Source organism: Rhizobium sp. BK049, from assembly GCF_014193135.1.
GTDB lineage: Bacteria > Pseudomonadota > Alphaproteobacteria > Rhizobiales > Rhizobiaceae > Rhizobium.
In genome coordinates, this window is record NZ_JACHYV010000017.1 from 76,613 (window position 1) to 90,980 (window position 14,368).

Below are 14,368 nucleotides of genomic sequence, written 5' to 3' on the forward strand. Positions count from 1 at the left end.
CGGACCAAGATCCGCGCGGCTCGTTTCTTCTGACCTTTCAAGGATGATCGCGATGAGCGCCGCCCCGCAGCAAGATGCTTTGAGCCTTGCCGAAACGCAGCCGGTGGGTAATGTCGGCCGCATGAAGATTCTCATCATCGAAGATGATCTCGAAGCCGCGGCCTACCTCACGAAAGCCTTTCGTGAGGCGGGCATCGTCGCCGATCACGCCAGCGACGGCGAGGCCGGCTTGTTCATGGGGTCGGAGAACACCTACGACGTTATCGTCATCGATCGCATGCTGCCGCGCCGCGACGGACTTTCGGTCATCAGCGAATTGCGCCGCAAGGGCATCCACACGCCGGTCCTCATCCTCTCCGCCCTTGGCCAGGTCGACGACCGCGTCACCGGCCTTCGTGCCGGAGGCGACGATTACCTGCCAAAGCCCTATGCCTTCAGTGAGCTGCTGGCGCGCGTCGAAGTGCTCGGCCGCCGCAAGGGCACGCCGGAACAGGACGTCGTCTATCGCGTCGGCGATCTTGAACTCGACCGGCTCTCCCACGAGGTGCGCCGCGGCGGCAAGGAAATCCCGCTGCAGCCGCGCGAGTTCCGCCTGCTCGAATATCTGATGAAGAATGCCGGCCAGGTGGTCACCCGAACGATGCTGCTCGAAAATGTCTGGGACTATCACTTCGACCCGCAGACCAACGTCATCGACGTCCATGTCTCGCGCCTGCGCTCGAAGATCGAGAAGGACTTCAGCCAGCCGCTTCTCAAGACCATTCGGGGTGCGGGGTACATGATCAAGGATGAGGGATGAGCCGCTTCAGGGTTCTCTTCAAGTCCACTGCAGTCCGCCTCTCGGCACTCTACATTCTGCTATTCGCCATCTGCGCCGCGACCCTCGTCTTCTATGTGACGGCGATGTCGGAACGGCTGCTGACAGGCCAGATTCGCGATGCCGTCCGGCAGGAGGTGGGGCAGGTGCAGCGCGCCTATGACACCGGCGGCATGAACCTTCTGCTGCGCACGATGGAACGGCGTGCCCGTCAGCCCGGCGCCAATCTCTACATCATCGCCGGTCCTTCGGGGGATATTCTCGCCGGCAACGTCGCCTCGGTGCAGCCCGGTGTCTTCGAGGAGGTCGGCTGGACCTCGGCTCCTTTCGCCTATCAGCGTTATACAGACGGTGGTGGTATCGAGCGCCGCCATAAGGCGATCGCCAACATTTTTGTGCTCGACAACGGCTTGAGAATCCTGGTCGGCCGCGACCTCGGCGATCCCGAGCGTTTCCGCCTGCTGGTGCGCCAGGCGCTGATGGTGGCTTTGGCGATCATGGGGCTCGGCGCGATCATCATCTGGTTCGGCATTGGCCGCAACGCACTGAAACGCATCGACCGCATGTCGGATGCGAGCAAGAAGATCATGGCAGGCGATCTCTCGCAACGCCTGCCGGTCGGCGGCTCCGGCGACGAGTTCGACCGGCTGTCGATGTCGCTGAACACCATGCTGGAACGTATCGAGAAGTTGAATGAAGGCTTGCGGCAGGTCTCAGACAACATTGCCCATGATCTCAAGACACCGCTGACACGGCTGCGCAACAAGGCCGCCGATGCGCTCGATATGACGGATGGCGATACGCGTCGCGTCGCCCTCGAAGGCATTATTAGCGAATCGGATCAGCTGATCCGCACCTTCAACGCCCTGCTGATGATCTCCCGCGTCGAGGCCGGGTCGGTCGCGGCGGAGATGTCGCCGGTGGAGCTTTCGGCAATCGTTTCCGACAGTGCCGAACTTTATGAACCCGCAGCTGAGGAGGCCGGTCTCGGCCTCAGCGCCAGTGTCGAGCCGGGCATCGAGGTGCAGGGCAATCGCGAGCTGATCGGCCAGGCGATCTTCAACCTGCTCGACAATGCGATCAAATATTCCTCCGATATCGAAGGGGCGGGCGAAGTATCGCTCAAGCTCGCGCGCCATCCGGACGGCATCTGCCTGTCGGTGGCCGACCATGGGCCTGGCGTTCCGGCCGATCGGCGCGACGATGTGGTGAAGCGCTTCGTTCGCCTCGATGAGAGCCGTTCGAAGCCCGGCACAGGGCTCGGGCTTTCGCTGGTGGAAGCAGTGATGGAGCTGCATAACGGCCGACTGGAACTCTCCGACACCAATCCCGACAAGCCTGAACAGCGCGGGCTGACGGTCAGCATGATCTTCCCGGCCAAGGTCGCCTGAGGGTCTTGTCCGATTGCGATAGGCTGAATCGCGTATTGGCGGTTTTCCGCCAGGACACTAAGTTACCTCCGAACCGAAGGCGGCGACCCAATTCCAGATAATCGCCACGCCTTCTGCAGAGCCAGGGAGAGCGCATGCTGATGAAATCGACGCATGGCCTGAAGGATGTCGCTGAAGGGCTACTGCGTCCGCTGAGCCAGACGGAGCTGAAGCTGGCGCTGACCGATCTGCAGCAGGCGGGCAAAAGCGAGCCTTTAATTGCGGCAATGCTCAAGACGGACGGGCGGGTGCGCGACTTCATCGCCGCCGTGCTGTCGCTGTCGCCCTACTTGCGTGAAATCGTCAATCTCGACCCCGCCGTCCTTGCCGCCGCGATCAGCGAACCGCTGGAGCCGCAGATCGAAGCGCTGATCGCCGAGGCGCGAAGCTGCTGGCGGCGGGACGGTGAAGGGGCGGCGCCGGGGGAATCCGTGGTGATGAGCAGGCTGCGCATCATCAAGCGCAAGGCCGCTTTTCTCGTTGCGCTCGCCGATCTCTCGCGCATTTTCGACAGCCGGACGACAACGGCTTGGCTGAGCGCGCTTGCCGAGGCTTCGGTCGCGGCTGCGATCGACCATCTGCTGCTTTCGGCGCATGAGGGGGGAAAGCTAAGGCTGCACGATCCGGCCAAACCAAGCGAGGGCTCGGGCCTGATCGTGCTCGGCATGGGCAAGCTCGGCGCATGCGAACTCAACTATTCCTCCGATATCGATCTCGTGGTCTTCTTCGACGAACAGGCCGGCATCGTGGCTGATCCGGATGATGCGATCGACATCTTTCCGAGGATGATGCGCCGGCTGGTGCGCATCCTGCAGGAGCGCACGGCGGACGGCTACGTCTTCCGCACCGATCTCAGATTGCGTCCCGATCCCGGCTCGACGCCGCTGGCGATCCCGGTTGACGCGGCGATGATCTATTATGAGGGCAGGGGCCAGAACTGGGAGCGGGCGGCCTTCATCAAGGCGCGCGCCGTCGCCGGAGACCTTGCGGCCGGCGGCGAGTTCCTGCGCGGACTCGGCCCTTTCGTCTTCCGCAAATACCTCGATTACGCGGCGATCGCCGATATCCACTCGATCAAGCGGCAGATCCACGCGCATAAGGGCCACGGCGCGATCGCCGTCAAGGGTCATAATGTCAAGCTCGGCCGCGGCGGCATCCGCGAAATCGAATTCTTCGTCCAGACGCAGCAGCTGATTGCCGGCGGCCGCATGCCGGCGCTGCGCGCCCGGGCGACGGAGGAGACACTCCGTGAACTCACCAAGGCGAAATGGATCGATGCGGAGACGCGCGACGAACTGACGGAGGCCTACTGGTTCCTGCGTGACGTCGAGCATCGCATTCAGATGGTGCGCGACGAGCAGACTCACCTTCTGCCGGAGACCGACGCCGACCTGAAGCGCATCGCCTTCATGATGGGCTTTCCCGACACGCCGAGCTTTTCCGAAAGGCTGGTCAGTGTCCTGAAAACGGTCGAGCGTCGTTACGCCCGCCTATTTGAGCAGGAGAGCAAGCTTTCCAGCGAAACCGGAAACCTCGTCTTCACCGGCCAGGGCGACGACCCGGACACGCTGGAGACGCTGAAGAAGCTTGGTTTCACCAGACCATCCGACATTTCGCGCATCATCCGCACCTGGCACTACGGCCGCTATCGCGCGACGCAATCGGTGGAGGCGCGTGAAAGACTGACGGAGCTGGCACCGGAGCTGCTGCGCGTCTTCGGCGAAAGCAAGCGTGCCGACGAGGCGCTGCTGCGCTTCGACAGCTTCATCTCGGGCCTTCCCGCCGGCATCCAGCTCTTCTCGCTGCTCGGCAGCAATCCGGCGCTCCTGTCGCTGATCGTCAACATCATGTCCTCGGCGCCCCGCCTGGCCGAAGTGATTGCCGCCAAGCCGCATGTCTTCGACGGCATGCTCGATCCCGGCCTGATGGCCGAGCTGCCGACCCGCGAGCATCTCGGCGAACGCCTGAAGGGCTCTCTTGCCCAGGCGCGCCATTATGAGGAAGTGCTCGACCGGCTGCGCATCTTCGCCGCCGAACAGCGCTTCCTGATCGGCATCCGCCTGCTCACCGGCGCAATCAATGGCGCAATGGCCGCCCGCGCCTTCACCCATCTCGCCGATCTCATCATTGCGGCCGCACTCGATGCCGTGGTGAGCGAGATGCGGGCGGCGCATGGCGATTATCCGGGTGGCCGCATCGCCATATCAGGCATGGGCAAGCTCGGCAGCTTTGAGCTGACCGCAGGTTCCGACATCGATCTTATCCTGCTCTATGATTATGACGAAGCGGCTTCAGAATCCGACGGGCCGAAGCCGCTCGACTCTACGCGCTATTTCACCCGCATCACCCAGCGACTGATCGCCGCCCTGTCGGCGCCGACCGCCGAGGGCGTACTTTACGAGGTCGATATGCGGCTGCGTCCCTCCGGCAACAAGGGCCCGGTCGCCACCCGCATCAATGCCTTCGGCAAGTATCAGCGCGAGGAGGCCTGGACCTGGGAGCATATGGCGCTCAGCCGCGCGCGGCTGATTTCGGGCGATGAAAGCCTGATCGCCGAGGCGGAACGTATTATTCGCGAGGTGCTGACGGCCGGCCGCGACGTCGCCAAGGTGGCGCATGACGTTGCCGAGATGCGCGAACTGATCGACAAGGAAAAGCCGCCATCCGGCCCCTGGGACTTGAAGCACATTCCCGGCGGCGTCATCGATCTCGAATTCATCGCCCAGTATCTGGCGTTGATCGCACCAACCAAGGGCATCGACATTGTCGTGAATGGCAAGAGCACCGGCGAGGCCCTTAAGTTGCTTGGTGACCGACTGATGGCGACTGCCGACCTCGACACGTGCCTCGAAGCCTTCACGCTCTACACCAGTCTTTCACAGCTGATCCGGCTCTGCATCGAGAGCGAGTTCGACCCGAACGACGCGCCGGCCGGCCTGATCGAGCTCGTCTGCCGTGCCGGCGACTGCCCTGACATCAGAACGCTCGACGGAGAGGTGAAGCGGCTTTCGAAAGCGGTGCGGAAGATTTTCGTCAATACAGTAGGAGCCTAAGCCTCATCCGGAATGCGCAGCGAGATCACCGTGCCCACGGCTTCGCGCGAGCGGATCTTCATGCGGCCACCATGCAGCGAGGTCAACGAGCGGGATATGGCGAGCCCGAGGCCGGAACCCCCTTTGCTCTTGGCGTATTGGCTCTGCACCTGCTCGAACGGCTGGCCGATCTTGGAGAGCGCTGAGCGTGGTATGCCGATGCCGGTGTCGGCAATGGTGACGAAGACGGCGCCGTCGACGCGGCGCGTGCGCAAGGCGATGCGGCCGCCATTGTCGGTGAACTTCACCGCATTGGAGAGCAGGTTGAGCAGCACCTGTTTCATCGCCCGGCGGTCGGCCGTCAGCGTCAGGCCCGACGAGATGCGCTGCTCGATCACGATGTTCTTTTCGGCGGCCGGAATGGCGGTGAAACGCAGGCTTTCTTCGATCAGCGGCACGAGGTCTATGCGCTCGCGGTGCAGCTTCAGATGGCCGGCCTCGATCTTCGACATGTCGAGAATGTCATTGATGACGTTGAGCAGATGTTTGCCGCTGTCATGGATATCGCGGGCATATTCGTCGTATTTCAGCGAGCCGAGCGGACCGAACATCTGGTTCTGCAGGATCTCCGAGAAGCCGAGGATGGCGTTGAGCGGGGTGCGCAGCTCATGCGACATGTTGGCGAGGAATTCCGACTTCGCCTTGTTGGCGGCCTCGGCGCGTTCCTTCTCCGCTTGGTAATTGGCGTTGGCCGTCGAAAGCTCGGCTTTCTGGAGCTCCAGCGTCTGACGCGAGGCGGAGAGATCGCCGATCGTTGCCATCAGCCGGCGTTCGGATTCGCGCAGCCGCTCCTGATGACGTTTCATCAGCGTGATATCGGTGCCGACTGAGACCCTGCCACCGTCGCGCGTGCGGCGTTCATTGATCTGCAGCCAGCGCTCGTCGGCAAGCTGCACCTCGGTCGTCCGCCCCGAGCCATCGGCATCGGCGACCCGCCGCTCGATGACGGGGCGGGCGGCGGCGGCATTGACGATCGAGCGCTCGGTGCCGGGCACCAGCACGCTGTCCGGCAGGCCGTAGGCTTCCTGGAAATGCGTGTTGCACATGACCAGCCGATCGTTCTTGTCCCAGAGCACGAAGGCTTCGGAGGTGCATTCGATAGCGTCGGCGAGCCGCTGATCGGCTTCGGCATAGCGCTGGGCGAGCCGATGCTGTTCGGTCACGTCCATGGCGATGCCGATCAGGTGCATGCGGCCGGAATTGCTGCGGATCACCTGGGCGCGGGCGCGCATCCAGACATAGTGGCCGCCGGCATGGCGCATGCGGAAGATCTGGTCGACCTGACCGGAATGGCCGTTAGCGATGGCGCGGGCGATCTCATAGAGGCCGCCATCATCCGGATGCATCAGCCGCGCGGCCTCGCCGAAGCCCAGCGTCTTGTCCGAACCCGGCAGGCCGAGCATGTCGTACATCGAACGCGACCAGAAGAATTCGCGGTTCTCGAAATCGAAATCCCAGAGGCCGCAGCGGCCGCGCGACAGCGCCGTCTCGACGCGCAGGTTCGATTCCAGGAAGATATCGTCGGCGTCGCGGGCGCGCTTCACCTGGGTGTAATAGGCGTAGAGGATGACGAGCAGGATCGAGGATATGCCGGCAAACAGCGTGACGTTGAGCGCCAGTTCCTCGCGCCAGACCTGGCTAATGTCCTCGAGCGAAGTGGCGGCGACGATGTAGCCGCCGGCATTGCCCATCAAAGTGATCTCGGCATAGTGCGGCACGCCGCCGATCGTGGTTTCGATGACGCCGGCACGATCGCCGAAACGCCGGATCGCCGAGACCTCCGGGAAGAAATCGCCGACATTGCTGCCGACATGCGAAAGCCCGGCGGTCGTGGCGGCGAAAACCTTGCCGCTAGCCTGCACCAGCAGCACGAAAGCGCCGCTGTCCAGCCGGTCTTGCGGCAGGTATTTGGTGAGGCGGGTCTGCGCTTGGCCGATATCGCCGCTGTCGAAGATCTGGGGGACATCGGCAAACACCGCCGAGGCAGTCGCCGCCGAGAGCGCGGTAGCATGGCGTGCGGAAGCCTCCAGGCGGGCATATTCATTCATCATGCCGAAGAAATGCGAGGCGGCGACGACGGAGAGGAAGGCAATGATCAGCGCCGGAATGGTGCGCTTCAAGATGAGTTCCGCCTTCGGCAGATGACGAAGGAGCGGTTCCGATGTCGCGTGACCGGAAAGGCTGTTTCGCCAGGCCTTCAACCCGTCAAAATCGACACGCAGCCGTCCTCCGGCCACGGTTGCCCGCCGCACGTCCATCATCTCTTCGCCTTGTCCCTCGTGTGATTCGCGCGCCGCTCGCTCGAACCTGACCTAGAGAATCACGGGTGATTCGCCTTGTCCAGAGGCAAAGGTAAAAATCCGTTAACTATTTATATATCTGGGATTTTTGGGCGATTCGAAGCACCGGGCGACCAGGCCGTCACATCATGTGCGGCGGCCGGTTCGGCAAATCACCCTTTAAGTGTGCGCTCCACGATGTCGCGAACGTCAGGGGAAAGGTTGGGCGCCTGTTCGATCTTGCTCAATGCGGCGCGTGCATGAGCGGCACGCGTCGGCTCCAACGAACGCCAGGAGCGCATCGAGGTAAGAATCCGGGCGGCGAGCTGCGGGTTGCGCTCGTCGATTTGGAGAATCTCGCCGGCCAGGAAATGGTAGCCTTCTCCGTCGGCACGACCGAAGCCGGTCGGATTGGCGAAGGCAAAGGTGCCGACCAGTGCCCGCATCCTGTTCGGATTGGTCCGCTTGAACAGCGAATTCTCCATCAGGGCGCGGACCCGATCCAAGGTCTTGGCGCCTGGAACGCCGGCCTGGATCGAGAACCATTTGTCGATCACGAGCGCGTTTTCTGAGAAGCGCTCACGGAAGGCGGCCAGTGCTTCGCTCGTTTGCGCACTCTCGGGGAAATGATGGGCGAGGATCGTCAGCGCATGGCTGAGATCGGTCATATTGTTGGCTGCGTCGAAGGCTGCCTTGGCGCGGACGGGCGTCCGTTCCGCGTATGAGAGATAGGTCAGCGCGCTATTGCGCAGGGCGCGCAGGCCGGCGCTTCTGGCATCCGGGCTGAAGGTGCCTGAGGTCGTCATTGCCGCGTAAAGGCTGGCGAAAACATCCTTCCCGGCATCGGCGATCTGTTTCAGGATCGCCTGCCTGCCGGTATGGATCGCGTCGGGATCGTTGTTGCTGCCGAGTTCGCGGGCAATATCGGATTCGCTCGGCAGAGCCAGCGCCTGAGCGCGGAAGGCGGGCTCGAGGCTCTCGTCGGCGGCAGCCGCAATCAGCGTCTCGACGAAGGTCGACTCGCAGGCGACGGGCTTGCTCTCAAGCGCGTCGCGGGCGGCTTTGAGAAGGTTCGGCAGCGCCAGGTCGGTCAGCGCCTGCCAGCGGGCGAAATGATCCGTCTCGTACCGGGCGAGGCGGGCAAGGTCGGCCGGGCTCTGATCGAAATGCAGATTGATCGGCGCCGAGAAGCTGCGGTTGATCGAGACGACCGGACGCGAGCCGATGCCGTGGAATACCACCGTCTGGGCGCGGTTGGTCAGGTGCAGCACCTCGCCGGCATATTCGGCGCCGCTGACCGAGCTCGCTTCGATCATGCCGCCGTTTTCGCCGAACAGCGCGAGGCTGAGCGGAATATGCATCGGTTCCTTGCTCGACTGGCCGGGTGTTGCCGGAACCATCTGTTCGAGCGACAGGGTGAAGGTGCTGGCCGCCGGATCGTAGCTGCCCGATGCGGTGACGAGCGGCGTGCCGGCCTGATGGTACCAGAGCGAAAATTGCGTCAGGTCGCGCCCGCTCGCATCCTCGAAGCATTTGACGAAGTCCTCGATGGTCACGGCCTGACCGTCATGGCGGTCGAAATAGAGGTCCATGCCCTTCTTGAAAGCGTCTTTGCCGAGCAGTGTGGCGATCATCCGCGTGACTTCGCTGCCCTTCTCGTAGACAGTCCGCGTGTAGAAGTTGTTGATCTCGCGATATGTCGTCGGCCGCACCGGATGGGCCAGAGGGCCGCCATCCTCCGGAAACTGTTCGGATTTCAGATGGCGCACATCGGCGATGCGTTTGACCGGGCGCGAGCGCTGGTCGGAGGAGAATTCCTGGTCGCGATAGACCGTCAGGCCTTCCTTGAGGCACAGCTGGAACCAGTCACGGCAGGTGATGCGGTTGCCGGTCCAATTGTGAAAATATTCATGCGCGATGACCGCTTCGATATTGGCGTAGTCGGCATCGGTCGCCGTCTCGGGATCGGCAAGGACGTATCTGTCATTGAAGACGTTAAGACCCTTGTTCTCCATCGCCCCCATGTTGAAGTCGGAGACGGCGACGATCATGAAGATGTCGAGATCATATTCGCGCCCGAACCGCTCTTCGTCCCACTTCATCGAGCGTTTCAGCGCATCCATCGCGTAGGCTGCGCGAGGCTCCTTTCCGTGTTCGACATAGATCTTCAGCACCACTTCACGGCCGGACATGGTGGTGAAGGTGTCTTCGACGGCGCCGAGATCGCCGGCCACGAGGGCGAAAAGGTAGCTAGGCTTCGGATGCGGGTCGAACCAGGCAGCGAAATGCTTGCCGGGGCCGTAGCCGGCGCCGCCCAGGAAGTTGCCGTTCGACAGCAGCAGCGGGTTGGCGTCCTTGTCGGCGATGATGTTGACCGTATAGGGCGCAAGCACGTCCGGTCGGTCGGGGAAGTAGGTGATGCGGCGGAAGCCCTCCGCCTCGCACTGCGTGCAGTAGATGCCGCCGGTGCGATAGAGACCCATCAGCTGGGTATTGGCTTCGGGATTGATGATCGTGGTGATCGTCAGCTCGAAGGGCGCGCTTTCCGGCAAGTCGCGCACCGTCAGGCTTTCCGGCGTCGCATCATAACGCGAAGGGTCAAGCTCCACCTGGTCGAACAGCAGTCCCGCCAGCGTCAGCTCGTCGCCGTCGAGCACGATCGGCGCCGCAATGTCGGCGCCCGGACGACGATGAAAGATGAGACGCGCTTCGACCTTTGTCTCGGTCGGATCAAGTTCGAATGTCAGGTCCACGCGTTCCAGCACGAAGTCGGTGGGACGGTAATCTGCCAGATGAATGACCTGGCCGGTATCTGTTCGCATGGTGTTTCCTGAAGACCGTTATTTGACAACCGCGGATACAGAGGCGGGCGCACTCTGCCTAAATTGACGGGCATGATTACATTAAAGTCTGAACTAAAGTTAAAGCAAATTGCCCGCAAACGCGAAGTTCGCAGGCAAAATATCTATGGGAGCCGGATGAACGTGGCTGTCGGCCGAAAGGCGTTATATCGGATCGAGCGCCGCAGCGCCGCTCTCCCGCCTGATCAGTCGGATTGGATGCGAAAAGCGATAAATTTTCGCCCATATCGATTTTCTTTAGCTAGGATGACAGACGTCACTCGCCGCGTCCCCGAGTCGGATGCGTCTCCCCATTCCTTTTAAGTCAGCATCAGAGCCAGGATCATGCACTCGGTTCTCAGAAACCCGATGAGAGGCATTGCGCTGAAAGTCTCGTCGGTCGTGGTCTTCCTGGCCATGCAGACCTTCATCAAGCTGGCCGGCCCGGATATCCCGCCGGGCCAGGTCACCTTCTGCCGGTCCTTCTTCGCGCTCTTCCCGATCATGGCTTATCTCGCTTATATCGGCCAGCTGCGCGCAGCCTTCCACACCGCCAACCCGCTCGGCCACCTGAAGCGCGGCACGATCGGCATCCTGTCGATGGCTTTCGGTTTTTATGGCCTGCTGCATCTGCCGCTGCCGGAGGCGATCGCGCTTGGCTACGCCTTGCCGCTCGTCGCCGTTATCTTCGCCGCGGTTTTTCTCGGCGAGACCGTACGCATCTATCGTTGGAGCGCCGTTCTCGTCGGCATCGTCGGCGTCGCCATCGTCTCCTGGCCGAAGCTGACGCTGTTTCGTGACGGCGGTATGGAAGCCGAACAGGCAGTCGGCGCGCTTTGCGTGCTGCTCTCGGCCGTTCTCGGCGGCATGGCGATGATCCAGGTGCGTCGGCTCGTCGAAGAGGAGAAGACTGCGACGATCGTGCTGTATTTTTCGCTGACCGCGTCGGTCTTCTCGCTGGCTTCCCTTCCTTTCGGTTGGCTCGTCCTGCCATGGCCGTCGGCGCTTTATCTGGTCGCTGCCGGTTTTTGCGGCGGCGTCGCCCAGATTCTGCTGACGGAAAGCTACCGCCATGCAGATGTCTCCACCATCGCGCCGTTCGAATATACGTCGATCCTGCTCGGCGGTATCGTCGGCTACTTCGTCTTCGGCGACGTGCCGACCGTCACAATGCTGATCGGTACCGTCATCGTCGTTGCTGCCGGTATCTTCATCATTCATCGCGAGCATCAGCTGGGCATCGAACAGCGAGAGGCGCGCAAGGCGACGACGCCGCAAGCCTGAGGTGCTGACCGGCACTATTTAACGCCGGGATTGCCGTCATGCGAGGCTTGCTTCCGGTGAGCGAAAAGAATGGCGAATTCTTGGGATGGCGTCGACCTGCGGAATATGATTGTTGAACATGAAAAACTATCATTTATTCAATGCTATGCATGTCTGAATGAGCCGGTTTGCGGCTTTCGATATTACTGCTCTGAACGCTGGCCGGCGAGCGGAGATGGAGAAAAGCATAATGGCGTTCACGGCGGAGCAATTGGCGGGGAACTGCTCCTTTTTGATGAGCATCCGCTTTCTGGCTGGGCAGACGCGCAGCATGTTCGACGCCGGTCCACGTTTGGCGCGACTGCTCGCCTCCCATCAGCGCTGGCTCCTGACACAGACCGCTTATGCTCTCCACCTGGAATATGATCCGCGCGACCCGACGTCGGGTTTCACCGCCGTTCGGCTGACCGGCCGCATCACCGCACACAAGGTGGCGAGCCGTAACACCGTGCTCGCTTTCATTGAAGAACTTTATACCTACCGCTTCATCGCTCACACGCCTGGCGACGAGCGGCGCCGCCCACGGCATTTTGAACCGGCCATTGTCAGCCACCAGGCAATGTTTGGCTGGATTCACGCCAATCTGGCGGCGCTCGACCTGCTGGACGGCGGCGAAAGGGCGGCCTTTTTCCAGGCAAATCCAGCATTGATGAAGCTTGTTCAGCCGCGCATCGCCCGCCATTGCCTGGAAGACGCCGCCTGGCGGGAGCCGCCGGAGCAGGTGGCGCAATTTCTCTGGACGGAAGCCGGCGGCCTCGTCGTCGACAACTTGATCAGCCGGATGGATATCGAGAACACCGCGTCTGACAGGTTTGTCGTCGGCCGCGTCGAAACCCGCGCGCTCGCCGCCGATTTCATGATGTCGCGCACGCACCTGCAGCGGCTCTTGGCGAAGGCGGCGCAGCGCGGCTGCGTCGGCTGGCATGACGAGCCGCGCAAGACGCGGCTCTGGATATCGCGGGATTTTGTCGAAGAATATTGCGCCTGGCAGGCCGTCAAGTTCGCCTATGTCGACGAAGCCTTCGAATGGGCGAAAGCCCGGATCGAAGAAATAGCAGTCTGATCAGAGAACGATCGCCGCTGCACTCGCGCCAAGATCCGAGGCGACATCGGCAGGCCTGACCGACAGCTCGCGCTCATATTCCCGTGCGGCGCAGACCGCGACGCGGATATGTTCGAAGGTTTCGATATTACGCAGAAGCGACAGCAGGATCGTCGACATGGTGGCTTACTCTGACATGAACGGGCAGGCGGCTGCGCGATTCCTTAAATGGAGGCCTTTTATGCCTCCGAAAAGATGCGCGGCGCGACAGCGCCCGCCGGTTAATATTGCTGGAAGTCGGAAAAAATGGCGTTCGGACGTGCCGTGCGGCTGTTGATGCCGGTGCCGCGGGCAACCATCTGCTCGTTCGCGGCAAAACCGAAGCGGCTATAGCCGTGAGTGGAACGAATCTGGTCGCCGGCGAGACGAAGGGTTTCAAACCCGCAATGGATAGGACGAAATCGTTTGTTCATGGCCTTGGTTCCTGTAATTCCTCCCAAGACACGGCTTTATATTGCAGTGCAACATCGATTCTGCAATGCATCGTGACGCGATGCAGCCATGCGAAATACGCATGGATCATTTTATCAATGGTTCACTTCGACTAATTTCTAAGCAAAGAGAGCGAGTTAAGTTTCGCTTGAAAGATCAGCAGGTCGTTCCAGGCCAACCGTTTGTTGACAGGTGCGGTTAACAGATCCTGAGGATGCAGGCTGGCGATGGCGGGAATGACGCGCTCGGCGACGGCAATTTCCCTCCAGCGGCCACGCAAGCCGTGAATCGTATCGTTTTCTCCGAAGAAGAACCGCGCCGCGAAATTGCCGAGCAGCAGGATCGCCTGCGGCTCGGCGAGCGCAATCTGCCGCTCGATGAAGGGTCGGCAGATATCCATTTCGGCCGGCGACGCCGCGCGGTTGCCGGGCGGCCGCCAGGGAATGACCTGCGTCAGCAGGACGCTGGCACGGCTAAGTCCGATCGCCGCCAGCATTTTGTCGAACAACTGGCCGGATTTTCCCGAGAAGGGCGTACCTTCACGATCGTCTTCGGCGCTCGGCGCCGAGCCGATCACCATGATGCCGCTGCCGGGGTCGCCGCTGGCAAAGATGGTCGAGCGGGCGCTGTGCTTGAGATTGCAGCCGTTGAAGGATTCGATTGCGGTCTTCAGCTCGCTGAGCGACCGCGCGGCTTCGGCGACGAAACGCGCCTGCTGCACGGCCTCGCCGTCCGGGATTGCCGGCTGCGGCCCGGCGGCCGGGGTCGGACGTGCTGCTGCACTCGGACGAGGCGATATCTGGCGCTGCCCAGGCGACGGACGTTGCTCAGCGGGAGATGATTCCTGCTGCGTCTGCGCGGCCGGACGGCGCGCAGCCTTCATCGCCTCGAATTCGGCGAAGCGGTCGACCGCCTCTTCTTCCAGCAGCCATTCCACACCGGCATCCGCATGGAAATGCAGAAGTGCTGCAAGCTCGGCGGGGGAAAGGTCGTTGGCGGAGATCATACGGCAAATCTAGCGAAGAGATCGTGGCATTGAAAGGGCGGGCGGCA

General features: G+C 61.9%; 10 protein-coding genes. 5 read left to right on the plus strand and 5 right to left on the minus strand.

Translation table 11 applies throughout. The features are described 5' to 3' along the window. Nucleotides 1–52: 52 nt before the first annotated feature. The 3 genes from FHT70_RS18540 (at nt 53) to FHT70_RS18550 (ending at nt 5,300) form a co-directional block, all read left to right on the plus strand. Entirely contained in the window at nt 53–799 is a 747-nt protein-coding gene (locus tag FHT70_RS18540; protein ID WP_064706671.1) for a response regulator transcription factor, read from the plus strand. Further along, nucleotides 796–2,208 (plus strand): HAMP domain-containing sensor histidine kinase, encoded by a 1,413-nt coding sequence (locus FHT70_RS18545; RefSeq protein WP_183703787.1) that lies wholly within the window; start codon nt 796–798, stop codon nt 2,206–2,208. Before FHT70_RS18540 ends, FHT70_RS18545 begins: the two co-directional genes overlap by 4 nt. Nucleotides 2,209–2,342: 134 nt before the next feature. After that, nucleotides 2,343–5,300, plus strand: a complete 2,958-nt coding sequence (locus FHT70_RS18550) for a bifunctional [glutamine synthetase] adenylyltransferase/[glutamine synthetase]-adenylyl-L-tyrosine phosphorylase (RefSeq protein ID WP_183703790.1) — start codon at nt 2,343–2,345, stop codon at nt 5,298–5,300. On the opposite strand, the gene FHT70_RS18555 is transcribed toward FHT70_RS18550, so the two are convergent. Together FHT70_RS18555 and pepN are read right to left on the minus strand one after the other, a co-directional pair. Continuing rightward, complete coding sequence (locus tag FHT70_RS18555) at nt 5,297–7,600, minus strand: ATP-binding protein (RefSeq protein WP_097599813.1); 2,304 nt, start codon at nt 7,598–7,600, stop codon at nt 5,297–5,299. The two genes, FHT70_RS18550 and FHT70_RS18555, sit on opposite strands and share 4 nt — an antisense overlap. A 191-nt stretch (nt 7,601–7,791) precedes the next feature. Then, nucleotides 7,792–10,440 (minus strand): aminopeptidase N, encoded by a 2,649-nt coding sequence (gene pepN, locus FHT70_RS18560; RefSeq protein ID WP_183703793.1) that lies wholly within the window; start codon nt 10,438–10,440, stop codon nt 7,792–7,794. 363 nt (nt 10,441–10,803) lie between these two features. Between pepN and FHT70_RS18565 the strand changes: the two genes are divergently transcribed. Together FHT70_RS18565 and FHT70_RS18570 are read left to right on the plus strand one after the other, a co-directional pair. Next, nucleotides 10,804–11,742 carry a DMT family transporter gene (locus FHT70_RS18565; protein ID WP_183703796.1) on the plus strand — a complete coding sequence of 313 codons (939 nt, stop codon included), beginning with the start codon at nt 10,804–10,806 and terminating at the stop codon, nt 11,740–11,742. A 229-nt stretch (nt 11,743–11,971) separates the two neighbouring features. Further along, entirely contained in the window at nt 11,972–12,844 is an 873-nt protein-coding gene (locus FHT70_RS18570; protein ID WP_183703798.1) for a hypothetical protein, read from the plus strand. Here the strand turns inward: FHT70_RS18570 and FHT70_RS18575 are convergent, their stop codons facing one another. From FHT70_RS18575 to FHT70_RS18585, 3 genes are all read right to left on the minus strand, one after another. Then, nucleotides 12,845–13,003, minus strand: coding sequence for a hypothetical protein (locus FHT70_RS18575; protein WP_183703801.1), 159 nt, complete (start codon nt 13,001–13,003; stop codon nt 12,845–12,847). Nucleotides 13,004–13,104: 101 nt separating this feature from the next. Continuing rightward, nucleotides 13,105–13,296 (minus strand): hypothetical protein, encoded by a 192-nt coding sequence (locus FHT70_RS18580; RefSeq protein ID WP_097599809.1) that lies wholly within the window; start codon nt 13,294–13,296, stop codon nt 13,105–13,107. Nucleotides 13,297–13,427: 131 nt separating this feature from the next. After that, on the minus strand, nt 13,428–14,321 hold the full coding sequence (locus FHT70_RS18585; RefSeq protein ID WP_183703804.1) for a uracil-DNA glycosylase: 894 nt from the start codon (nt 14,319–14,321) through the stop codon (nt 13,428–13,430). Nucleotides 14,322–14,368: the final 47 nt, after the last annotated feature.